Source organism: Pseudoalteromonas sp. S2893 (assembly GCF_005887105.1).
In the GTDB taxonomy this organism is placed as follows: Bacteria; Pseudomonadota; Gammaproteobacteria; order Enterobacterales; family Alteromonadaceae; genus Pseudoalteromonas; species Pseudoalteromonas atlantica.
The window spans coordinates 67,284-89,941 of record NZ_PNCY01000014.1 but is presented as its reverse complement, the minus strand read 5'-3'; the positions used below and the strand labels follow the sequence as shown (position 1 = coordinate 89,941).

Genomic DNA, 22,658 nt, shown 5'->3' with positions numbered 1-22,658 from the left:
TTTTGGGTGTTCCTAGGTAAACAAGGAAGTATTTTGATTCATAGAGTTTTATCAATATCCGCGATGCTCTTTTTACTGTCAGCTTGCACTACAGGAAAGCTTTATTACACGAAGGCTTCTGGCGAACGTGTTTTAGGGTGTGATGTGGAGTTTGTTGGTATACCAAGCGTTGACAAGTTTGCGGTTGAATATGCACTTAGCCTCTGCGCGAAAAGCTCTGTTAAAAAAGGGTATTCCATAGATAAAGAAAAGGAATACCTACTGACCCTAGAGCTTCAAATTCCAGAGTCAAAATGTGGTGAATCATGGAACCATAAGTCGGCAAAAGAGCTGTATAAAACAGGTAAATTGTCAAAGAAGGAATATGGCTATATTGTCGCTCACATAGACCTGGGTTTAGCGGTTGTTAACGAATGCTCACCAATAACTAAATAAAAATCAATCATTTCGATCGTTTTGGCGAGGCATGCAGGATGCCTTCGCCCTTTATCCGACCTACGAGTTAGCTTTTTTCACAAACTTCGCTGTTACCATCATTTCGCCAATACCATCTACTTTGCAATCTAGCTCGTGATCTTTTTTATCAAGCACACGCCTTACGACCGCTTTGGTACCAATTTTAATAACTTGTGAGCTGCCTTTAATTTTTAAATCTTTGGCTACGGTTACTTTATCGCCATCAGTAAGTAAGGTGCCGTTGGCATCTTTAACTGAAATTGCGTCTTCATCGTTTGTACTGTTTGGGTTCCATTCGTAGGCGCATTCAGGGCATATAAGCAGTTGTTGGTCTTCGTAAACATATTCAGATTGGCATTGTGGGCAGGTAGGATGTGACATTTATAACGCTCATAAAATATTAATTTTGCGTATTTTAATCTGCATTAATAGGAAAATATAGTTAATCAATATTTTTTATCTTCACGCTAAAAATATCTCGTTTGTGTGGTTTTTAAAAAGGGCATATAAAGCAGATGTCGCTTAAGCAATTTAAGCGCTAACACTTACAGTAGGTATTTGTTAAAGCACCCATCGTATTAAGTGATACGCGCAATGCCCACTTAGTACGCTGGGTGTTTCTATTTATAGTGCTGAGTATTTTATTAGGCATGCTTTTTATATTTCTGACTTAACTAGGAAAAGTCGTGTTTAAAACCTTAATAGTGGTTGATAACAACGAGCAAACCCTTGCTCAATCGTTCGACAATGTAATTACGTTTAATAGTTACTTACGTGATTACCCAAAACATAATGAACCTAAAACCCGCATTATTAATTTATGCGACTCAAGCCAATACTTGAGTAAAGGTTACTATTGCTCATTACTTGCAGAGGCCCGTAAACACCAAGTATTACCCAGCGTTAAAACAATAAACGCGCTTCGAAGCGGTCAAGCTCCTATGTTAAATATTGGCTCTATTGATGGCGAAATTTACTTTGGTAATGCCTTAAACGAGCTACAAAGCAAAGCGGCTAAATCGGTATTTAAGCAATACCCAGCGCCTATTTTATATGTAGATGAGCAAGGCTTGTTACAGCAAGGTTCGCTTAGCACTTTAAACGATGAGCAATTCAGCAATTTTGTAGAAAAACTAAATACGTTTACCCAAACACAGTGGCGCATTGGAAATGTGCAGCGCCGTTTTAGATGGGATATGGCAATCCTTGTTGATCATAACGAAAAAGTACCACCGAGCGATAAAGATGCCATTGCCCGTTTTATAAAAGCAGCGGCTAAACATGGTATTAATGCGCAAGCATTAAGCTTTGAAGAAATAGACAATATTGCCCAGTTTGATGCGTTATTTATTCGCCAAACTACAGCAATTGACCACCCAACGTACCGCCTTGCAAGCAAAGCGCAAAGCCTAGGTTTAGTGGTAATTGACGACGCTGAGTCTATTTTACGTTGTTGTAATAAAGTGTATTTACACGATGCGTTTAATTATCAAAAAGTGCCCAGTTTAAAAACGGTGGTAGTGGCTGATCAATCAGCGCAAACGCTTGAGCAATTAGAAGAGTCGTTTACCTATCCGCTGGTTTTAAAAATGCCTGAAGGGTCGTTTTCAAAAGGGGTATTTAAAGTTGCAAACCGCAGTGAGCTTGAGCCTAAACTAACCGATCTGTTTGAACATAGCGCATTGGTACTTGCACAAGAATACATGTACACAGAATACGATTGGCGAGTAGGTGTATTAAATGGCCGCGCTATTTATGCGTGTCGTTACTTAATGGCGCGTAATCATTGGCAAATTTATAATCACGATGCTAAACGGTTTTTCTCTGGAGGCTTTGAAACGCTACCTACCTTTGAGTTACCAAAAGCCGTATTAGAGGCCGCTTTAAAAGCATGTAAAACAGTGGGTAAAGGGTTATATGGCGTAGATGTTAAAGAGCATCACGGCAAAGCATATGTGCTTGAAGTAAATGACAATCCAAGTATTGATCACAAAGTAGAAGATGGCTATTTAGGCGACGAGCTATACATGATCATTATGGACGAATTTAAACAACGCCTAGAAGCGCGAGGCCGTGGCTAATACATGAGTAACCTTGTTATTCGAAAAGCTATTGGTAGTGATTTAACCGCACTAATAGACCTTGAAAACGCGTGCTTTAATAACGATAAATTGAGCCCGCGTAGTTTAAAGCGTTGGCTAAGTGCTAAGCACGGTATTTTGCTCGTTGCAGATAACGGCGAGCAAGTATGCGGCTATGGGCTGGTGTGGTGCCATAAAGGCACGCGTTTGGCGCGTTTATATTCGCTTGCTGTAAAACCCATAATGCAAGGTAAAGGCATTGCCAATATGCTATTAGCTGAGCTTGAAAAACAAACCAGTGAGCGTGGCCGGCTTTACTTACGTTTAGAAGTGGCGGTAAATAACGAAAGTGCGATAGGGCTTTATAAAAGTTTGGGTTACAGAGTGTTTGGCCAATATAGCGATTATTATGACGATCATAGTGATGCACTGCGAATGCAAAAAAATATTCGCCAAACGAGTGAGCTAAAAGTAGCGCGGTTAACGCCGTGGTATCAGCAAACTACCGAGTTTACCTGTGGGCCTGCGGCGTTATTAATGGCAATGGGGGCACTTAAGCCAACAACCGAGCTTAGCCAATCACATGAGCTGGCACTTTGGCGCGAAGGCACCACCATTTTTATGACATCGGGCCACGGTGGTTGCCATCCGTTTGGTTTAGCGTTGGCGGCTAATAAACGCGGCTTTAAAAGCGAGGTAATGGTAAATACCACAGAGCCTTTGTTTTTAGATGGTGTACGCAGTGAAAACAAAAAAGTGGTGCTTTCAACAGTACACCAACAATTTGTAGAGGGTATAGCGCAGGCAAATATACCACTTAGCTATAAAGATGTTGAGCTTGAGCATATTGAGCAGTGGTTAAGTCAAGGCTTTAGTGTGCTGCTACTAATTAGCACATACCGGTTTGATGGTAAAAAATCGCCCCATTGGGTGTGCGTTACCCACCTTGATGAGCACTGCGTGTATGTTCACGACCCGTTTTGCGAGCCAGGAAGCGATAAACAACTCGCAATAGATTGCCAGTACGTGCCTATAGCGCGAAGTGATTTTAGTAAAATGTCAGCATTTGGTAGCCAACGTTTAAGAACCGCAGTAGCCATTGCTAATAATTAATAGGTTTTAAGTAAAGAGTGACTTTTTTAGATTTAATTGATGTAGCCCCTTATTCGTGGGCGGCCATTGGTACCGCCGCTTTTTGCGGTGCCATAATTGGCTTAGAACGGCAATTGCGCGGTAAACCTGTGGGTATTCGTACCTCAGCTTTAATAACTCTGGGCACGTATTTGTTTTTATCGACCGCGTTTAACTTACAAGGCGATGTGATTGATCACTCTCGTGTAGTGGGGCAAATAATTACAGGCATTGGCTTTTTAGGCGCTGGCGTTATGCTTGCAAAAGACGGCGCTGTAGTAGGGGTAACCTCTGCTGCAACCATTTGGGTGCTTGCCTCAATTGGCGTAATGATAGCCACCGACAATTTAGGTGCAGCTATTAAACTTTCGGTGCTGGTGGTTGGTATTTTATACGGTGTAGATGTACTGGAGGCAAAATTTAAAAGCCTAAGCAAAGGCGTGCACACTAAAGTAAAAAATTATCAAAAACGTTACTACCGAAAAGACTTTAACGACACAGAAAGCCACTGATTTAACGCCACTAATTTAGTGGCGTTATTATATGAGTGTATTAGCTAAAGCGTGACTGCTTGGTACTCTATTGCCTCGTTAATAGGCGCAGGGCGACCAATAAAGTAGCCTTGGACGTTATCTACTTTTAGCTGCCTCAATGTGAGAAGCTCTTCTTTATTTTCGATACCTTCAGCTACAATCGTACAATTAATTGCTTTTGCAAAACCACATAATGCTTTTGCGAGTAAAAACTTTCTTTGATCGTTATTTATATTTTCAGTCAGGCTTATATCAAGTTTTATAATATCGGCTTCTAGCTCCAGTATGTGCTGAAAAGACGAAAACCCAGCACCTACATCGTCAATAGCTAATTTTACGCCTTTATTTCTCAATGGCTCAAGTGCAGCGCGCATAGCTTGGTAATCTAAAATAGGCGAGTGCTCTGTGACTTCTAATATAATGCGGGTGCAATCAACATTTTGTAATACATTATTAATTGAGCCCGATAATATATGTGCAGGGGATGTATTTATAGTCACGTAGGCATGTGGGGCAAGTTCATCCATACAATGTAGGGTGTTTTGTATAGCAAGAATTTCTAGGGCTTCACCTAGTCCTAAGTTGTCGGCATCTTTAAACCATACATCGGGGGTTTTGTAAGGTTGAGTAAAAAAGCGTGAAAGCGATTCATAACCCGATAGCCGATTCGTCGCTAGGTTAAAAATGGGCTGAAAATAAATAGTGATGGCATTTGTTTTTATAATATTTTCAATCAGTATTTTTGTTTCATTACTTATGGTGTCTGATTGTGATCTTTGTTCAATGAGCTCGGTAGCAAGCTCTGAAATTAGTTTTAAAAAAGCCAGATCTCTATCATTTAAATCGTCATCAAATGTGGTTTTATAACAGCAAAAGGTACCATAGGTTTTACCTGATGCTAAAACAATCGGTACACCTATGTAAGCGCCTATATTTAACTTTTTGGTGACCGGCATAACCTTAGTAATAGGGTGTTTATGTGTGTTAGGAATTATTGGTTCAAGGTCGTTGTCTGAAATTTTTTTACAGTAAGTCTCACAAATAGGATCTGAATTACCTACTGATACGCAGTGGTTATCGGTATGATTATCGACCACCTTAAAAACCCGATCTGTTTGTGTAAATTCTGATATAAACGCCACATCCATTTTAAGATGTTTGCGCACAAGCGAAAGTAACCTTAATAACTTTTCGTCCACTGAGCCATTATTTTGTTGTTCAAAAAGGTGCTGTTTTATTTCATCGCTCATACAATAACCTAGCTAGGATTTTAGCTAATAGTGTAATTTATATAAGGAAAAAAGCCACTTAATTGCAGCTTTGTATTAGCCAAATAGTTTTCTTCGTACTACTTTTCTGTACTCGCTTGGCGTTTGGCTAAGCACTTTTTTAAATACGCGGGTTAAATGACCTTGGTCGTTATAGCCGACCTCAAGTGCCACCTCTTGAATCGTTAAATTAGATGAAGCTAATAACTCTTTAGCGCCTTCTACCCGTAATTGTTGCCAATATTCTATAGGGCTTTGATTAGTCGCAAGCTTAAAGCGGCGGGTAAATGTACGGTAACTCAAACTAAATTGGGCGGCTACTTCTTGTAAGTTTAACTCGCTGGCTAAATTAGTTTTAAGCCAAAACTGAATTTGCGCTATGAGTTCATCTGGATGGCGGTCAACCGCGCCTTCAAGGTAACGCTGATCTTCGTATGGTTTACGTACTTCATGCGAAAAGTTACGCTCTACATGTTGAGCTGCTGCTTTGCCATAGTATTGGCTAATGATATGAACGATTACATCGGCAAGGGCATTTAAACTTGCCACCGTATACATGCGCTCAGACTGGGTGATAAAAAAGTCGGGCTTTAAGCGCACTAACGGGTAGTCGTTGCTAAATTGTTTTGCATAATGCCAGTGGGTTGTTGCAGGGTGCCCATCCAGTAAGCCCGCTTCTGCAACTAGGCAATTACCCGTACCTACACCAATTATATGACTGCCGGTTTCAAAGCTTTCTTGTAGCCATTCAACCACTTCTTTATTAGTACGAACGACAGGGCGAGGGTTTCGCCAAATCCCAGGCACAATAATTAGGTCGTTGTAGGGCGCGTTATGTGTGGTGCAGTCGGGAACTATGGCAAGCCCAGTGCGGTTTTGTATTGGCTCATTATTTTTAGCAATCAAATTTATACTAAGCGGTCTAAAATCCGTGTGGCTTAAATGGCCTTTTGCATAAGCCTCACCCGCTCTTAGCATTTCAATAGGCAGTGTTAAACTGGTAATAAGTAAATGCGGGTACACTGCTATGGCAATATTTAACGCTGGGTTTACTGATTTTTTATGCATGTGAATGCTCCGACCAGTACTTTTTGGCCTATAATGCTGAATATTTGGCTATTAAAGCACAAAGCGCTGTGATTAATCCAATTAAACTGTTGGCTTCTCCTATAACACGTTTTAAAGGTTAATTATGACAGCATTACCCGTAATAGTAGGCATGGGTGGTATTAACGCCGCTGGCCGTACTTCTTTTCATCAAGGTTACCGCCGTATCGTGTTGGACGCATTAAACGCACAAGCTCGTAGTGAAACATTTTTAGGCCTCGCCACATTAATGAACTTAGTACGCGTTGTTGATGGTCAATTACAAGACACAAACGGTAATAATGTTGAGCAAAGCGACATAGAAGCACGCTTTGGTGAGCAAATTATTGCTGGCACACTTATTCGTAAAATTGAAAAAGAGCACTTTGATGCAGATGCCACGCCTTGGCAGCAAAAGATGACGTTAAAGTCCTCTGATGAAAACGCAATTGTGTTTGAAACGCGCGCACGCGATTTACCAACACCAGTTCCTGCCAGTTGGAAAGTACAAGAGCTTGAAGATAAAAAAGTAAAAGTGACTATAGCGGCAGAGCTAGATGTAAAATTAGATTCTACCCGTGATAACCCAATTAAATCGGCAGGGCAGTTTCCTACCGGGTTTGATCCATCAATAATGTATAACAGCCGTTACCAGCCACGTGGTTTGCAAGCCACTATATTTGCAGCAAACGATGCTATTAAGTCAACTGGCCTTGATTGGCAACGCATAATGAATAGCGTAGAGCCAGATAAAATTGGTACTTATTCAGCCTCGGTTATTGGCCAAATGGACGACAAAGGATTAGGCGGTTTAGTTAAAGCACGCCAGCAGGGCGATCGTGTTAGTACAAAGCAATTAGCACTTGGCTTAAACACGATGTCGACTGATTTTATAAACGCATACGTTACAGGTAATGTAGGTACTACGTTTTCTACCTCGGGTGCATGTGCCACATTTTTATATAACTTACGCGCTGCAGTAAACGATATTCAAGCAGGGCGCACCCGTGTTGCGGTGGTAGCTAGTGTTGAATGTGCTATTACGCCTGAAGTAGTAGAAGGCTTTGGTAATATGAGCGCCCTTGCCAATGTTGAAGGCCTGCGCCGTTTAGATAATTTAAGCAGTGAACAAGAGCCCGATTACCGTAAAAGTAGCCGCCCATTCGGTGAAAACTGTGGCTTTACATTAGGTGAAGGCGCACAAGTGGCCATTTTAATGGATGATGCATTAGCACTAGAGCTTGGTGCATGTATTATGGGCTCAGTACCTGATGTATTTGTAAATGCCGATGGTATAAAAAAATCAATCACCTCACCGGGCCCAGGTAACTACATTACAATGGCTAAATCTGCAGCGCTTGCAACAAGTTTATTAGGTAAAGAGGCGTTACAAAAGCGCAGCTTTATTTTAGCGCATGGTTCTAGTACGCCGCAAAACAGAGTAACAGAGTCACTTATTTACCATAAAGTGGCACAAACGTTTGCCATTGATAGCTGGAAAGTGACGGCGCCAAAAGCTTATGTAGGGCATACAATTGCTCCCGCCAGTGGCGATCAGCTCGCTATTGCGCTGGGTGTATTTAGTCATAATATTATGCCGGGTATTACTACCATAGATAAAGTTGCCGACGATGTTTATGCTGATCACTTAGATATACGTAACAGTCATTACGATTGTGGCGACATGGATATAGCCTTTATAAACTCAAAAGGTTTTGGCGGTAATAACGCCACTGCTACTGTCCTTAGCGCTAAAGTAACACTACAAATGCTTGCTAAGCGCCATGGTGAAAAAGCGATGAGTGATTACGCTGATAAAAACACATCCGTTGTTGCTGCGCAAAATACCTATAAAGAACAAGCTGACCTTGGTAAGTACGAATTAGTATATCGTTTTGGTGATGGCGCCATTGACGATAACGATATTGTAATTGGCGAAGACGGCATAGAGCTTCCTGGTTTTGATAAAGCAATTTCGTTTAATACAACCCACTCCTATCAAGATATGTTTTAAGCACACATACTTGAATCCAAAGGCGCTGTTTAAAGCGCCTTTTTTTATGCCTGTGTTTTTTATAAAAGCCATAATAATACCAATCCGTTATACTCAATCATTTTGCGTGGCTAAACATGTCACTACCTGCGTTAAAATTCTCAATTAGAATAATTAAATAGCGAATTTTTTCCTAGCTACAAACACGTTTTCCAACCTTAAAATAGATCACTTAATAAAGCGGATTGGTATAAAGTTGATTAAAAAATGACGTGTTTTTTATGGATTAACTTGCATTTATGGAGTACCTTTGTTTTTATAATAGAAACATAATCTAGGATGGATATATCGATGAAAAAACTTTTACTAGCACTTTCTCTCGCTTCAACCTTTACTCACCTATCAGTATCAGCAGATGATTTTGTAGCTGCTGAAATTATTAATAAAAATTACGACCAACTTACTAATACCTCGCCGCGTGCATCAAGGTTAGAAGGGATTAATTTAAGTAGCTACGTGGTTGATGAAAACGGCCAGGTGAGTGATATCGAAATTGTGGCTTCGCTTGGTCAAAAAAAATATCAACGAGAAGTTCTCGATTATGTTTCTAAGCTTAATTATAAAAGTGCACAGATAAATGGCAGTGCCGTGCCTACGGCGAAAACTATTACGGTAAGCTCGCAAAATGTACACGCTAGTTTTTCGAACGATCAGGCATCCCCGGCGTTTTTTGAGGATTATGAGAAAGCCAGCCAGCTTATTGATGATAAAAAGTACGATGAAGCTAAAACGTATATTACTGAGCTTGAAAACGAACACACTAAAAACACAGTTGAAATAATTTTACTGGCTTGGCTTAAAAGCCAACATAGCTACTTTGTGCAAGATTGGAAAAGCTTTGATAAGTCTATTTATGAAGCCTTTTTGTTTAGAGATAACTTACCGGATCAAATAAAAAAACGTGTTATTAAAAATGCCTTACAGTGGTTTATTTCAAAACAAGACTACGTACGTGCTTACGATGCAATTGATGCATTAGGCGATATTGAATCAATAACGTTTAGCGAGGAAAATAGAGCGCAGTTACTTGCACAAGTGAATGACATTTATAAAAACTCTGGCGCTATAAATCAACAAATAACGCTTGAGTCTGAAAAAGCGGTTTTACCTTTACTTTCTAAAGGTATGGTTGAACTTAGTGCGAGTAAACCGTTATCTAAAGTACAACTTCGCTGTGAAAACAAAGTCGTTGATTATAATACCAACGAGATTGATAAAATATTAATTTCAAAAAATGATATTCGTTGTGGGCTATTAATTAAAAGTGCACAGGCGCAAACGGTTACTTTAAAACAAACTGGTGAAAGCTTTTTATAAAAAGTATTTTATTGGTAATAAACACTTAAATAAAAACCCCACATTATTATGTGGGGTTTTTGTTATATATATTTAGCAATTAGAGTGTGTTTATTATTGCGCTTCCAGTCTAAATAGCGTTTTGCAAGTAAAGTGGTTAAGCCTATAACAACAGCTATAAATAACAAAGTTCCGCCATAACTCATACCGTACCCCGGTGGAAGGCCTACTAATGTGTCGCCGTAAGTCATATCGCTAAAACTAAGCCCTAAAACAGGAATAAGCAACCAAGCGACAGCGTGCAATAAATACAAATGTGCAAGGTATGAGAACATACTGGTTTTACCAAGCACTTGTAAAAAGTTGCGAGAAAAGTCGGCTTTAACATGGCTTAAAAGTTTAAGCGCAATTAGACCAAGGCCTACGGTTAGCAACATAAATTGTAATGACAGTGGGTATTTAGTCGGGTTTAAAAACGACATAACAGTATTAATAGTATTGGTATGAATAGTAAATACTGAAGTGTCGCCGTATAAATTAAAACCGCGCAGCACAGTATATAAAGCAAGGCAGCTTGCACCTAATATAGCTGCATAATTCATCACCTGAGCTTTGTACTGGTGTTTTTTATAATATACCCCCGCGCAGTAGGCTAAAGCCATTAAACCTACAATGGGCGCAACTGGGTAAGTTGTTCTCATTTTTAAGCCCAAAGGTAGTTCAAGTACATTTTTTTGATGTGCAATAGACCAAAGTGTATGTGCAAACGTATTTGGCTCAAAGCTTACGCCATCAAATAGGTTATGGCCAAACACCAACAATAAAGCACTTATTTGCACTGCATAAATGCCTAATAAACGTAATAATCCTAATATGACAAATCCCCAGCCTATTGCCCAAATGACCTGTGCGTATAACATTGGAAAAGCGGGGTTAAAGCTCCATGACCACGAAACAATGGTAAATTCAAAAATGATTAGCACCAAACCACGGACAATTAAATTGTAAGAAAATGCCTTAGTTGAAGCGTATTTATGCTCGATAACAGCTGCTGAAAGGCCTGCTAAAAAAACAAATAAAGGGGCGCAAAAGTGCGAAATAAAGCGGGTGAAAAAAGTAACAGGGCTGGTACCCGGAACCGTCATAGGATCGGTTACTGAGTAATTAAGACAATAATACATACCATGGTCAATCACCATAAATATAATGATAATGCCACGCAATAAATCAATATGATGCAACCGAGGGGCTGTAGAGTGAGACGACATCATTAAGCTCAAATACGTTGTATAAATTTGGCGATATTATATGTTATATAGTATCGCCATGCGAGCTTGAGCGCTTTTAAGCGCCTTGATTTATTACATTAATTTAGGTTGCAGTAGTTACTCACAATTTATCTTTTTTTTAGTAATTACATAATGGTACACCTTAGCATTACTTAAACTTTTTAATGTACCTCAGTGTTATAAAATTAATGATAGCTAATAAAATAGCAATTTCGTAACGGCTGTAGGCAACCGCTATACCAATTAAACCCATATTCCATATGCTTGCTGCTGTTGCGGTACCTGATGTAGATTTATTATTTTTTAAAATTGCACCACCGCCAATAAAGCCTATGCCGGTAATAATCCCTTGTAGCATTTTAGATTGCGCTTCTGCACCTTCTAGCACTGACATAGCAATTACCGCATAGCCACATGAGGCAACTGCCACAAGCGGAAAAGTCCTTAACCCTGCACCATGGTGGCTTCGCTCCCTGTCGTAAGCCATTGGCAGGGCGAGTATGTAGGCAATGCCAAGGTGTACTAAATTATCGATGATTTCGTTCCACTGTAAATCAATTTCCATAATGGTCTCTATTGGTTAAGGGTGTAAACTAATAGCAACCTACAGGCCAGCTTATTTTATTGCTTAAAATCAATGTGTTAAATTTAAATGTAAGAGGCGTTAATTGATTAATTGGTAACATTTACATAGTTAATTTACGCTTTTACAGATAAACGCTGCCTATGCGTTTAATTAATTATGCAAAATGCGTATTATTTTATTATTAAACATTAATAAACAGTATTTCACTTGCCTTTACATACAACCAAGCTTGAAAAAACAGCGTTATTACTTTGCCTTACTCTTTGTGCTATTGCATTTTTGGCGCCTCAATTACTCACCAATCATTTGCAACCGCTTATAAATAACGCTTTAAGTTTTTTAGGGGCGCCATTTTTTTTATTAGTAAATTTTTTATTAGTTGCAGTTATCGTTATTGCCATAAGCCCGCTTGGTAGGCGAAAAGTAGGCGGTGACAATGCCCATATTGAATTTGGCTTATTTGGTTGGCTTTCTATGCTTTTTGCCGCAGGGATGGGGTCGGGTTTAATTTTTTGGGGAGTTGCAGAGCCTGCGTTGAATGTAGTCAACTCTCCTTTAAAACATACACTTTACCCTGACAAAGTAAGTAGTGCTTTAGCGCTGACGTTGGTTAACTGGGGGGCGCATGCTTGGGCTCTTTATGCAGTATTTGGGCTTGTGTTAGGTGGCTTAACAAAAAACAGTCACTGCAGTGGTGATATTAGCGCACCGGTAATCAGTGTATTAAAAGGCGCTATAAATTTAAAATACCAAAACAGGCTTATCTTTATTGTTAAATTAGTGGCCGTGCTCGCCATTTTTTTTGGTGTGGTTGGGACAATTGCAAACTCTACGTTATTGCTACGCAAGGGAATTGAAATAAACCTAGGGATAGAGTCCGCGCTTTTATCTGGTTTTATCATAATCAGCTTAATTGTATTGCTGTATACAATATCGGGCAAGCTTGGGCTTAAAAAAGGTATTCAAACGCTGAGTAAGTTTAATGTTTGGTTAGCTTTTTTACTTTTATTGTGGTTGCTTTTGTTAATGCCCATACAGCCTATAATAGCTATTGCCATTGAGGGCACAAGGGATTACCTACGGCTTATTTTTACAGGGGCATGGCAATTACAAAGCCAACTTAATAACCCTGAGTGGGCAAATGGCTGGACCTACATTTATTATTTTTGGTGGTTAGCGTGGGGACCTTTTGTTGGCGTGTTTTTAGCTAAAATTAGCCAAGGCCGGCCAGTGTGGCAATATATATTGGGTGTAGTTTTGCTACCTACGCTTGTGACTATTGTGTGGTTTAGTGTGTTTTCGGGCTCGGCTATCGCATGGGATAAAACCTACCATGCCGGTATTTTAGATGCCATTAAAGCCGACTATACTCAAGGGCTATTTATATTTTTTCAGCAGTTAGGCTGGCAAGGCGCCGTACTTATTTGGTCAAGCTTGTTACTGTTACTTATTTTTGTGGTTACCTCAGCCGATTCGGCCATATTAGTAATATGTGATTTAACAAATAGCAAAAAGGCAAAAGCATGGAGTATTTATGGTTGGTCACTCGCGCTTGGGCTTTGTGCCTTTATATTACTGGTACAAAATAATGAGCCACTAAACAGAACCATTGCTATTATTGGCGCTTTACCGTTTTTAGTTATTTTTATTTTGCAGCTGGTGGGCTTTATAAAAGAGTGTATAAGTGAATTTAAGTATTAGGGCTTAAACCCATTTTATTAATAAAAGGATGACGCACTGTATTAAATTGTACGCTTAGGCCGTGCAAAATTAAGTATATAGAACAGGTATACATATTTTTACAATACTATTTTTAAAGATGTTTATAATTTAGGTAATGTTTTTGATCAGGATGAGTCATGAGAGCGCTAACTTTATGTTTATGTGTTATTTACCTAAGTGGCTGCACAGTCGCTGGTGTTATAATTGATGGGCAGGCACAGTCAAATGCACGCGCCAATAAATATAGTAATAGTCCTGCTCGTTCAGATCCTTATAAAAATCCACTCGAACCTGTACCGAAAGACAAAAACGGGTTTAGTTTTACCGATATAGGGTTAAAAATAGATTCATTGCTGATCAATTTAGTAAAAGATGAGGGCAATACGGTACAAGTGTGTAGGCAGGTGAGTAAAGTATTGAAAGAGTGTGTAGAAGTAGATAAATCTGATCTACACACTAATGAGATTACGCAGTTAAAAACTGACTATGAAATGATAAGTGTTGGTCAATAAAGCTACTTATAAAAAAGTAACTATGATCGTAGCCAGCTTGCATTTCAATGCTAAGCGGGTAACCTTTATTTTTAGCAACAGCCGCTAAATTTTGTGGCTTAAGTTGCTCCTCTAAAAACCCATCGGCATCGCCTTGTGTAACAAGCATAGGGAGAAAATCAGCCTGCTGCGCTTTTTTCATCAACTCGCACGAATCGTATTGAGCCCAGAGCTCTTTGTCAGTGCCTAAGTAACCCGTAAATGCTTTCACGCCCCATGGGCAGTCAATTGGGTTAACAATAGGGCTAAAGGCCGAAGCGCTAACAAACGCTTTAGGGTTTTTAAGTGCCACCATTAAAGCGCCGTGCCCGCCCATAGAGTGACCACTAATTGCTTTAGTACTGGTTACTGGGAAGTGTTGTTCAATAAGCATAGGTAGTTCATCAACTACATAGTCATACATATTAAAATGTGTATTGAACGGTGCTTGTGTTGCGTTTACGTAAAAGCCTGCGCCTTGGCCAAAGTCGTAGTTGTCATCATCAGGGACATTATCACCACGAGGGCTTGTATCAGGCGCTACAATTGCAATACCCAGCTCAGCCGCTTTTTTAAATGCGCCGGCTTTTTGCATAAAGTTTTCGTCTGTACAGGTTAAACCCGATAGCCAATAAAGTACCGGCACTTTGTTTGTTTCGCTTGCGCCAGGGGGTAAAAATACCGCAAAACGCATTGTGCAATGGGTACTTGTTGCAGTGTGGGTATATTGTTTGTGCCAACCACCTGCTACTTTTGTACTTGAGATATTTTCTAACATAAAAATCCTTAAAAGCCGCAAACAATTAAGTATTACGGCTTTTTAATACATAGGTTACCAATAGCGTATTAGTAGTGAATTACTGTACGAATACTTTTACCTTCGTGCATTAAATCAAACGCATCGTTTATTTCTTCAAGGCTCATGGTATGCGTAATAAAGTCGTTAAGAGCAAATTCGCCTGCCATGTAACGCTCAACAATTTCAGGTAACTGTGAACGGCCTTTAACGCCACCAAATGCGCTTCCACGCCATACACGACCTGTTACTAGTTGGAAAGGACGGGTTGAAATTTCTTGGCCAGCACCGGCTACACCAATAATTACCGACTCACCCCAACCTTTATGACAACACTCAAGTGCTGAGCGCATTACATCAACGTTACCAATACACTCAAACGAGTAATCAACACCGCCATCGGTCATATCAACAATCACTTCTTGGATAGGCTTGTCGAAGTCTTTAGGGTTTACTAAATTGGTTGCGCCAAGTTTTGTTGCAAGGTCAAATTTGCTGGTATTAATATCAACACCAATAATGCGACCCGCGCCTGCCATTTTTGCACCAATAATAGCCGATAAACCAATGCCACCTAAGCCAAAAATAGCCACGGTATCGCCAGGTTTTACGTTTGCAGTGTTTGTTACCGCGCCCATACCTGTGGTTACGCCACAGCCTAATAAACAAATTTCTTCAAGCGACGCTTCTTTGTTTACTTTTGCGAGTGAAATTTCTGGAAGTACTGTGTACTCAGAAAAAGTAGACGTCCCCATGTAGTGATAAATTGGTTGGCCGTCTTTAAAAAAGCGTGTAGTGCCATCTGGCATTAGGCCTTTACCTTGTGTTTCGCGCACTGCTGAACACAGGTTAGTTTTGCCTGAGGTACACATTTTACATACGCCACATTCAGCGGTGTAAAGTGGAATAACGTGATCGCCTACTTCAACACTGGTTACGCCTTCGCCCACTGCATACACAACGCCTGCACCTTCGTGGCCTAAAATTGCTGGGAAAATACCTTCAGGGTCTTCACCTGATAAAGTAAATGCATCAGTGTGACAAACACCAGTAGCAGTAATTTTTACCATTACTTCGCCTTTTTTAGGCATCATCACATCAACTTCTTCAACGCTTAATGGTTGGTTTGGACCCCACGCAATAGCTGCTTTTGATTTTATAAATTCAGACATGTGTTTATCCTTTGTAGTGGTTTTAAATAACAATTGTAGACCCAATTTGTTTGGGTGATGGCTCTATTGTATTTGTTTCTCAAATAATGATAATCTCTGATTTATTAAAACACTTTTACAGTATGGTAATAATGGCGCGTTGGGATGGCATAGACGAATTTATAGCAGTGGGTGAAGAGGGTAGTTTTACAGCAGCGGCTAATGTACTGGGGTTGTCGGTTGCCCATATAAGTCGCCATGTTACGGCGCTGGAGCAGCGTTTAAATACCCAGTTACTCACCCGTACCACCCGCAAAGTGGTATTAACCAAAGAAGGTGAAGCCTTTTTACATCAAACTAAGCAACTACAACACGCTATGGACGATGCCACGCAAAGCTTAGCAACGCAGCAAACAACGCCTAAAGGTAAAATTAAATTAACAGCACCGGTTATGTATGGTGAAACTTTTATTATGCCCATTGTGCACAATTTTATGCACGCTCATCCTGAGGTCGAAGTTATTGCTACGCTTTCTAACGAGCAAGAAAATTTACTCGAAGGCGGGTTTGATTTAGCCATTCGGTTAGGGCATTTAAAAGATTCAAGCCACAGAGCACGGCGTTTAAGTGCTAGGCGCTTTATAATGTGTGCCTCCCCAGATTATTTATCCCGAGTAGGTGAGCCTCATACCCTAGGCGAGCTAAACCAACATCAATGTTTAATTGGTAACAGCAGTTATTGGCGAGTAAACGAAAATGGTCGCGATAAACACATTAAAATTGCAGGACGATTGCGCTGTAATAGTGGTTGGGCATTAGTTGATGGTGCAAAAAAAGGCTTAGGAATAGTGCAGCTGCCTAATTATTACATTGAAAATGAGCTACGAACGGGCGAGCTTGTGCCAGTATTAACTTCTTATCAGCCAGATCAAGAAGGCGTGTGGGGAATTTACCCGCCGCGCCAGTTTGTTGCCACTAACGTAAGAGTATTACTTGATTATTTAGTGGCCGGGCTTGAATAAAGCGCGTTTAAAATATAGCCAAGTATAAGATTTATAAATTATTTCTTACATTTATGGTCATATTCAATTCATCTTAGTTCGTGCTACTATAGCCGCACACTTTTAGCATAAATGTTTTAAATAATATGTTTCAACCGGTTAGCTTATTTATAGGGCTCAGATATAGCCGCTCCTCCAAAGGAAATGCGTTTATATCGTTTATCTCGTTTTTTTCTATTGCCGGAATAGCCATAGGGCTAATGGCCTTGTTCACTGTTAGCAGTGTAATGAATGGCTTTGAAAACAGTTTAAAAACAAATATGTTAGGGCTCATTCCTCACGTAGAAGTACAAGCCAATAAACACACCAGCGAACAGATGACAGCGTTAAAAGCCGATTTAGAGCGCTCAGATTATGTAGATCACGTAAGCCTTTACCGCCACGGCGAAGCCATTTTGCAAACCAATAAAGATTTACACGGCGTATTACTGCAAGGCTTGTATGGCGATAACGGATCGCTATATAAAATTACTGATAAAGTTGTGCAGGGCAATTGGCAGAACGTTTTAAATAATAGCTACAACATAGCTATTAGCCGTTACTTAAGCCGAAAACTTGGCGTTGGTATGGGAGAAAAACTGCGCGTAATTATGCCTAATGCCTCAACTTACACGCCACTTGGGCGCGTACCTAGTCAGCGTTTATTTAAAATAGCCGCAATATACGAAACGGGCTCAGAGATAGATATGAGCCTTGCATTTACCAGCGGCGCATCTTTACAGCGGGTATTAAAGCTTAACAAAAATACCGCGCCTAACTTAAGTGTGTCGTTACATGAGCCCTTTGAATTAGCGCAATTTACAACGGACAGCCAGCACATTTTACGCGATTACCAAGTAAGTGACTGGCGCAGTAGCCAAGGTACTTTATTTGCCGCGGTTGCCATGGAAAAACGTATTATGTCCATGTTGTTAGGGCTGATTGTATTAGTGGCTGTATTTAATATTGTTTCGGCACTGACTATGATGGTGAGTGAAAAACAAGGCGAAGTGGCAATATTACAAACCTTAGGTTTAACGCCTTCACAAGTACAAAAAGTGTTTATGGTGCAAGGTTTGTATAACGGGGTGATTGGCACCGCGATAGGGGCACTTTTAGGTGTATTGTTTAGCTTATATATTAATGAACTACTCGCTGCTGTAGGGCTAAACCTACTAGCAGGTGTAGAGCTTCCGGTAAAATTTGATGTGTTAAGCCTCGTTATTATTGCGCTTAGCAGTATTGCAATGAGCTTTTTAGCCACTTTATATCCTGCGCGCAAAGCCGCAAAAGTAAAACCAGCAGAGGTATTGCGTTATGAATGATTTAGTTATTAGCTGTCAAAACTTAAGTAAAGTTTATCAAGATGGCCAAAACCAAGTAGAAGTATTAAAAGGGGTGGACTTATCTCTTAACCAAGGGGATATGCTGGCTATAGTAGGCAGCTCAGGCTCAGGGAAAAGTACCTTATTGCATATTTTAGGAACCCTTGATACGGCTACATCGGGTAGCGCTAAAATAAAAAATCAAGACGTTGCTAAATTATCGCGAACAGAGCAAGCGGCGTTTAGAAATAAAAACTTGGGCTTTATTTATCAGTTTCACCATTTATTAATGGAATTTAGTGCGGTTGAAAACGTGGCTATGCCGCTGTTAATTAAAGGGCTCAACGCAAAAGAGGCGAAAGAGCAAGCCCTGCAAATGCTAGATAAAGTAGGCCTAGCGCATCGCAGTGAGCATAAACCTTCGGCACTGTCTGGTGGAGAGCGCCAGCGTGTTGCTATTGCTCGTGCTTTAGTGACTAAACCCGCATTAGTGTTAGCCGACGAACCTACCGGTAACCTTGATAAGCAAAACGCGATTAAAATTTACGATTTAATTAATGAGCTAAATAAAAGCTTAAATACTAGTTTTGTGGTGGTTACTCACGACTTAGAGCTTGCAGACAAGCTAGGCAAAATTGCGTATTTAGATGATGGGAAACTTGCCATAAAAGAGTCTCACCATGTTGCTTAGTTTATTTTTAAGTGAACGCTTTAGAGCGTATTCTGGCCATAAAGACGAAAAAAACGCATTTGTAAGCTTTATTGCCAAAGCCTCTACTGTTGGTATTTTATTAGGGGTGGCGGTGTTAATTGTTGCGCTTTCGGTTATTAATGGCTTTGAGCAGCAATTAGTGCATCGTTTATTAAGTGTGGTACCGCAAGTTGAATACGTAGCGCCTAGCCGACCGATTGCTGATTGGCCTAAAAAAGTAGAAAAACTTAAAGCAGAGCCTCATGTTACAGGTGCTGCGCCATTTATAGCAGTAAATGGTATGGCGCAATTTAAAAGCCAGCTTAAAGCGGTAGAAATACGCGGCGTTGAACCTAGCTATGAAGGGAATGTATCGGCCATAAATCAATTTACCAATGGCACACTGGTTAGTCAGCTGCGCACAGATGACGTTATTTTAGGCAAGCAAATTGTAAAGCAATTAGGCGCTAATATAGGCGATAATATTACTTTACTCATTCCTAAAATTAGCGAGCAAGGCAAGTCTCTATTAGCCCCTAAACGCGTAACGTTAACACTTGCGGGCATTATAGAAATGGGTGGGCCAATTGACAGTAGCGCTGCATTTATTCACTTAAATAAAGCACAGTCAGTTTTAGGTTACGACCACAGCCAAGTGACAGGTTTACGATTGAGCGTAGATGATGTGTTTGCTGCGCATCAAATTGCACTGCGAGTAGGGCAAACTATTAGTGATTATGTGTATGTCTCTAGCTGGTTTAGAACGCAAGGTAGCCTGTATCAAGATATTCAAATGGTGCGCACAATTGTGTACATTGTGGTGTTTTTAATTATAGCGGTAGCTAGTTTTAACATTGTATCGTCGCTTGTAATGGAAGTGCGCGAAAAACAAGGCAACATAGCTATTTTAAAAACTATGGGTGCTAAAGACAGTACTATTTTAGCTACCTTTGTCATGCAAGGTTTAACACAAGCCTTTGTTGGCGTGTTACTTGGCACACTAGTTGGGGTTATATTAGCGCTTAACATTAGTGAGCTGTTTACATGGGTTAGCCAGTTATTTGCAGCTAACCCGCTTGAAGGTGTTTATTTTATTGAATTTTTACCCAGTAAATTAGTACTCAGTGATATTGGAATAACAGTTATTGTTACCTTTGTTTTAGCTGTACTTGCTACTATTTACCCGGCGTGGCAAGCAACTCGAGTCGACCCTGCCAAGGTATTGGGTAATTAACAACTCTTTATAGTGTAAATATCAATAGGGCAGCGTGCCTTAAGCTGCTAAACTGCGCGCTCATTTAACGTGGGTGCTCTAATTTAGCCTCGCTCTCTACTCAGGAAATTACTTTGACAAATAACGATATTTTACGCCGTGTTCGCTATACCTTTAATTTAACCGATACTGCCATGGTCGGTATTTTTGCCGCCGCAGAGGCTACAGTTACCACTGAGCAAGCCGTTGCATGGTTAACAAAAGAGGGTGAGCAAGGGTTTGTTAAAATGTCAGACACTGAGTTTGCTACCTTTTTAAATGGCTTTATTAATACTAAGCGTGGCAAGCGCGAAGGCCCACAGCCTGTGCCAGAGACTAAATTAAATAATAATATTATTTTTATGAAGCTACGTATTGCTCTAAACATGAAAGCAGAAGATGTAATAGCAACACTTGCACAGGTTGACTTTGAATTAAGTAAACATGAGCTCAGTGCGTTTTCTCGCAAAGTAGAAAATAAACATTACCGTGTGTGTAACGACCAGGTTTTGCGTTTGTTTTTAACAGGTGTTCAGCAGCAGTATCGCCCTGCAGAGTAAGTAAATTATTTAACGCTAAAAGCTCAGCAATTGCTGAGCTTTTTTGTAATTAATGTTTGCGGTTAAGAAAAGGCCTTATCAGTAAGAGATTGCTGCATTTGCTCTCGCATTTTAAACTTTTGCAGTTTGCCTGTTACTGTCATTGGGTAACTCTCTACAAAGCGAATATAACGGGGCATTTTAAAATAGGCGAGTTTGTCTTTTAAAAATGCACGTATTGCTTGCTCATCAAGTACTGCATCTTCTTTTGGCTGGATCCACGCACACACTTCTTCGCCGTACTTCTCATCACTAATACCAAATATAGCGGCATCTTGAATACCTGGGTAAGTGTAAAGAACCTCTTCAATTTCGCGTGGGTAAATGTTTTCGCCACCTCGAATGATCATGTCTTTAATGCGGCCAACAATACTCACAAACCCTTCGCAGTCCATTACCCCTAAATCACCAGAGTGTAACCAGCCTTCGTCATCTATAGTGGCTTTTGTTTTTTCTTCGTCATTCCAATAGCAGCGCATTATACCTGCGCCCTTACTGCAGACCTCACCAGGTACACCTATTTTTTGAATGTTACCCAGTTCGTCAATAATTTTAACTTCAGTGTGAGCAAGGGCACGGCCAACGGTTGTTACTTGGCGCTCTATTGATGAGTCGGTTTCGGTTATATTATTGATTGGACTGCACTCAGTTTGCCCATACGCAATTAATACTTGATGCATGTTCATTTGTGTTTGTACTTTACGCATAACTTGCTCAGGGCACGTTGAGCCCGCCATTACACCAGTGCGTAAAGTGCTGAGGTTATAATTAGTAAAATTAGGCAGCTCTAGTTGGCTAATAAACATAGTAGGCACACCATGCAGCGCGGTGCAGCCCTCTTGCTGCACAACATCAAGCGTGGTTTTTGCATCAAACGCATCGCTTGGGTATATAGCTGCGGCGCCTTTACTTACACATAGCAGGCTGCCAAGCACCATCGCAAAACAATGATACAGAGGCACAGGAATACATAGTTTATCTTGCGCTGTAAAATGCATAGCCTCTGCAACAAATAGCGCATTATTAAGTATGTTCTTATGGGTGAGTGTAGCGCCTTTAGGGTTGCCCGTGGTGCCAGAGGTAAACTGTATATTTATGTCTTGATCCGCGTTTAAATTTGCTGCAATCGCATTTAATTCAAGCTTGTGAGCCGGGGTGGCAAAATTCATCACATCATCAAACGTAAACATACCAGGGCTTTTTTCATTGCCAATGCGTATTACATTTTTAAGGCTAGGTAGGGCATGTGCATTCAGCTCACCGGGTTCACATTGGGTAAGCTCTGGCGCTAAGCTGTTAAGCATGTCTATATAATTGCTGCCTTTAAAATGTGACGCGGTAATTAATGTGCTGCATTCTACCGAGTTCAAAGCATAGGCTAACTCGTTTGGCCTGTAGGCAGGGTTAATGCACACCATAATGGCACCTATTTTGGCGCTCGCAAATTGGGTTAAACACCACTCAATTTTATTAGGTGACCATATTCCTACTCTATCTCCTGGTTTAACGCCTATTGCTAGTAGCCCCATAGCGAGTTGATTAACTTCATTTTGAAACGCTTTATACGTTAAGCGTACATTTTGATGGCTAACAACGACAGCGAGCGAACTAGGGTATTTGTCGACAATAAAATCAAAGTACTCGCCAATTGTTTTATCCGTTAGCGGCGTGCTTTGCGCACCTTTAAAATAGCTTTTTGTGAGCGGTAATGTGTTTATTTGTTCTACTTCTTTTACCGAGTGCGATGGTATGTGCATGTGCTTCTCCGTATTA

21 protein-coding genes are annotated in these 22,658 nt (G+C 40.4%); 13 read left to right on the top strand and 8 right to left on the bottom strand.

Annotated elements, in window-relative coordinates; translation table 11 throughout:
* Positions 1-33 precede the first annotated feature (33 nt).
* Positions 34-435 carry a hypothetical protein gene (locus CWC04_RS08475; RefSeq protein ID WP_349304521.1) on the top strand — a complete coding sequence of 134 codons (402 nt, stop codon included), beginning with the start codon at positions 34-36 and terminating at the stop codon, positions 433-435.
* Positions 436-495: 60 nt separating this feature from the next.
* Here the strand turns inward: CWC04_RS08475 and CWC04_RS08470 are convergent, their stop codons facing one another.
* Positions 496-837 (bottom strand): zinc ribbon domain-containing protein YjdM, encoded by a 342-nt coding sequence (locus tag CWC04_RS08470; protein ID WP_054982425.1) that lies wholly within the window; start codon positions 835-837, stop codon positions 496-498.
* Positions 838-1,142: 305 nt separating this feature from the next.
* On the opposite strand from CWC04_RS08470, the gene CWC04_RS08465 reads away from it, so the two are divergent.
* Genes CWC04_RS08465 through CWC04_RS08455 form a run of 3 tightly spaced genes read left to right on the top strand, consistent with a single transcriptional unit; the run spans position 1,143 to position 4,180 of the window.
* Entirely contained in the window at positions 1,143-2,537 is a 1,395-nt protein-coding gene (locus CWC04_RS08465) for a RimK family ATP-grasp domain-containing protein (protein ID WP_138685140.1), read from the top strand.
* A gap of 3 nt (positions 2,538-2,540) precedes the next feature.
* The gene (locus CWC04_RS08460; RefSeq protein ID WP_138685139.1) at positions 2,541-3,650 is read left to right on the top strand and encodes a GNAT family N-acetyltransferase/peptidase C39 family protein; all 1,110 of its coding nucleotides are present in this window, start codon (positions 2,541-2,543) and stop codon (positions 3,648-3,650) included.
* 17 nt (positions 3,651-3,667) lie between these two features.
* Complete coding sequence (locus CWC04_RS08455; protein ID WP_055253305.1) at positions 3,668-4,180, top strand: MgtC/SapB family protein; 513 nt, start codon at positions 3,668-3,670, stop codon at positions 4,178-4,180.
* Between the two features lie 44 nt (positions 4,181-4,224).
* Here the strand turns inward: CWC04_RS08455 and CWC04_RS08450 are convergent, their stop codons facing one another.
* Together CWC04_RS08450 and CWC04_RS08445 are read right to left on the bottom strand one after the other, a co-directional pair.
* Positions 4,225-5,451: a sensor domain-containing phosphodiesterase gene (locus tag CWC04_RS08450; RefSeq protein WP_138685138.1), complete on the bottom strand. Its 1,227-nt coding sequence runs from the start codon at positions 5,449-5,451 to the stop codon at positions 4,225-4,227.
* A 75-nt stretch (positions 5,452-5,526) separates the two neighbouring features.
* A complete protein-coding gene (locus CWC04_RS08445) occupies positions 5,527-6,537 on the bottom strand; it encodes a GlxA family transcriptional regulator (protein ID WP_008131596.1) in 1,011 nt (336 codons plus the stop codon).
* Positions 6,538-6,661: 124 nt separating this feature from the next.
* On the opposite strand from CWC04_RS08445, the gene CWC04_RS08440 reads away from it, so the two are divergent.
* Positions 6,662-8,569 (top strand): beta-ketoacyl synthase, encoded by a 1,908-nt coding sequence (locus tag CWC04_RS08440; RefSeq protein ID WP_138685137.1) that lies wholly within the window; start codon positions 6,662-6,664, stop codon positions 8,567-8,569.
* 330 nt (positions 8,570-8,899) lie between these two features.
* The gene (locus CWC04_RS08435; protein WP_138685136.1) at positions 8,900-9,925 is read left to right on the top strand and encodes an energy transducer TonB; all 1,026 of its coding nucleotides are present in this window, start codon (positions 8,900-8,902) and stop codon (positions 9,923-9,925) included.
* A 62-nt stretch (positions 9,926-9,987) separates the two neighbouring features.
* On the opposite strand, the gene CWC04_RS08430 is transcribed toward CWC04_RS08435, so the two are convergent.
* Together CWC04_RS08430 and CWC04_RS08425 are read right to left on the bottom strand one after the other, a co-directional pair.
* A complete protein-coding gene (locus tag CWC04_RS08430; protein ID WP_138685211.1) occupies positions 9,988-11,172 on the bottom strand; it encodes an acetyltransferase domain-containing protein in 1,185 nt (394 codons plus the stop codon).
* Positions 11,173-11,341: 169 nt separating this feature from the next.
* On the bottom strand, positions 11,342-11,758 hold the full coding sequence (locus CWC04_RS08425; protein WP_004587826.1) for an MgtC/SapB family protein: 417 nt from the start codon (positions 11,756-11,758) through the stop codon (positions 11,342-11,344).
* A gap of 228 nt (positions 11,759-11,986) precedes the next feature.
* Here CWC04_RS08425 and CWC04_RS08420 point away from each other — a divergent pair, with 228 nt between their 5' ends.
* Both CWC04_RS08420 and CWC04_RS08415 read left to right on the top strand, forming a co-directional pair.
* Positions 11,987-13,480, top strand: a complete 1,494-nt coding sequence (locus CWC04_RS08420) for a BCCT family transporter (RefSeq protein WP_138685135.1) — start codon at positions 11,987-11,989, stop codon at positions 13,478-13,480.
* Between the two features lie 158 nt (positions 13,481-13,638).
* The gene (locus tag CWC04_RS08415) at positions 13,639-14,013 is read left to right on the top strand and encodes a hypothetical protein (protein WP_138685134.1); all 375 of its coding nucleotides are present in this window, start codon (positions 13,639-13,641) and stop codon (positions 14,011-14,013) included.
* Here the strand turns inward: CWC04_RS08415 and fghA are convergent.
* On the bottom strand, positions 13,967-14,809 hold the full coding sequence (gene fghA / locus CWC04_RS08410) for an S-formylglutathione hydrolase (RefSeq protein WP_004587829.1): 843 nt from the start codon (positions 14,807-14,809) through the stop codon (positions 13,967-13,969). The two genes, CWC04_RS08415 and fghA, sit on opposite strands and share 47 nt — an antisense overlap.
* Positions 14,810-14,877: 68 nt before the next feature.
* Entirely contained in the window at positions 14,878-15,999 is a 1,122-nt protein-coding gene (locus tag CWC04_RS08405) for an S-(hydroxymethyl)glutathione dehydrogenase/class III alcohol dehydrogenase (protein ID WP_138685133.1), read from the bottom strand.
* A gap of 131 nt (positions 16,000-16,130) precedes the next feature.
* Between CWC04_RS08405 and CWC04_RS08400 the strand changes: the two genes are divergently transcribed.
* The 5 genes from CWC04_RS08400 (at position 16,131) to CWC04_RS08380 (ending at position 20,846) form a co-directional block, all read left to right on the top strand.
* A complete protein-coding gene (locus CWC04_RS08400; RefSeq protein WP_029774426.1) occupies positions 16,131-17,000 on the top strand; it encodes a LysR family transcriptional regulator in 870 nt (289 codons plus the stop codon).
* A gap of 125 nt (positions 17,001-17,125) precedes the next feature.
* On the top strand, positions 17,126-18,343 hold the full coding sequence (locus CWC04_RS08395) for a lipoprotein-releasing ABC transporter permease subunit (protein WP_138685132.1): 1,218 nt from the start codon (positions 17,126-17,128) through the stop codon (positions 18,341-18,343).
* On the top strand, positions 18,336-19,034 hold the full coding sequence (gene lolD, locus CWC04_RS08390; protein WP_029774428.1) for a lipoprotein-releasing ABC transporter ATP-binding protein LolD: 699 nt from the start codon (positions 18,336-18,338) through the stop codon (positions 19,032-19,034). Before CWC04_RS08395 ends, lolD begins: the two co-directional genes overlap by 8 nt.
* Entirely contained in the window at positions 19,024-20,268 is a 1,245-nt protein-coding gene (locus tag CWC04_RS08385; protein WP_138685131.1) for a lipoprotein-releasing ABC transporter permease subunit, read from the top strand. The genes lolD and CWC04_RS08385 overlap by 11 nt, the downstream gene beginning before the upstream one ends.
* A gap of 113 nt (positions 20,269-20,381) precedes the next feature.
* Positions 20,382-20,846, top strand: a complete 465-nt coding sequence (locus CWC04_RS08380) for a YehS family protein (RefSeq protein WP_138685130.1) — start codon at positions 20,382-20,384, stop codon at positions 20,844-20,846.
* 62 nt (positions 20,847-20,908) lie between these two features.
* Here the strand turns inward: CWC04_RS08380 and CWC04_RS08375 are convergent, their stop codons facing one another.
* Positions 20,909-22,642, bottom strand: a complete 1,734-nt coding sequence (locus CWC04_RS08375) for an AMP-binding protein (protein ID WP_138685129.1) — start codon at positions 22,640-22,642, stop codon at positions 20,909-20,911.
* Positions 22,643-22,658: the final 16 nt, after the last annotated feature.

Bases quoted from the DNA above. Each gene is read 5' to 3' on its own strand.
- CWC04_RS08405 (WP_138685133.1), bottom strand. From the start codon at position 15,999: ATGTCTGAATTTATAAAATCAAAAGCAGCTATTGCGTGGGGTCCAAAC.
- CWC04_RS08450 (WP_138685138.1), bottom strand. From the start codon at position 5,451: ATGAGCGATGAAATAAAACAGCACCTTTTTGAACAACAAAATAATGGC.
- CWC04_RS08460 (WP_138685139.1), top strand. From the start codon at position 2,541: ATGAGTAACCTTGTTATTCGAAAAGCTATTGGTAGTGATTTAACCGCA.
- CWC04_RS08440 (WP_138685137.1), top strand. From the start codon at position 6,662: ATGACAGCATTACCCGTAATAGTAGGCATGGGTGGTATTAACGCCGCT.
- CWC04_RS08400 (WP_029774426.1), top strand. From the start codon at position 16,131: ATGGCGCGTTGGGATGGCATAGACGAATTTATAGCAGTGGGTGAAGAG.
- CWC04_RS08435 (WP_138685136.1), top strand. From the start codon at position 8,900: ATGAAAAAACTTTTACTAGCACTTTCTCTCGCTTCAACCTTTACTCAC.
- CWC04_RS08385 (WP_138685131.1), top strand. From the start codon at position 19,024: ATGTTGCTTAGTTTATTTTTAAGTGAACGCTTTAGAGCGTATTCTGGC.
- CWC04_RS08425 (WP_004587826.1), bottom strand. From the start codon at position 11,758: ATGGAAATTGATTTACAGTGGAACGAAATCATCGATAATTTAGTACAC.
- lolD (WP_029774428.1), top strand. From the start codon at position 18,336: ATGAATGATTTAGTTATTAGCTGTCAAAACTTAAGTAAAGTTTATCAA.
- CWC04_RS08375 (WP_138685129.1), bottom strand. From the start codon at position 22,642: ATGCACATACCATCGCACTCGGTAAAAGAAGTAGAACAAATAAACACA.
- CWC04_RS08470 (WP_054982425.1), bottom strand. From the start codon at position 837: ATGTCACATCCTACCTGCCCACAATGCCAATCTGAATATGTTTACGAA.
- CWC04_RS08415 (WP_138685134.1), top strand. From the start codon at position 13,639: ATGAGAGCGCTAACTTTATGTTTATGTGTTATTTACCTAAGTGGCTGC.
- CWC04_RS08445 (WP_008131596.1), bottom strand. From the start codon at position 6,537: ATGCATAAAAAATCAGTAAACCCAGCGTTAAATATTGCCATAGCAGTG.
- CWC04_RS08395 (WP_138685132.1), top strand. From the start codon at position 17,126: ATGTTTCAACCGGTTAGCTTATTTATAGGGCTCAGATATAGCCGCTCC.
- fghA (WP_004587829.1), bottom strand. From the start codon at position 14,809: ATGTTAGAAAATATCTCAAGTACAAAAGTAGCAGGTGGTTGGCACAAA.
- CWC04_RS08430 (WP_138685211.1), bottom strand. From the start codon at position 11,172: ATGTCGTCTCACTCTACAGCCCCTCGGTTGCATCATATTGATTTATTG.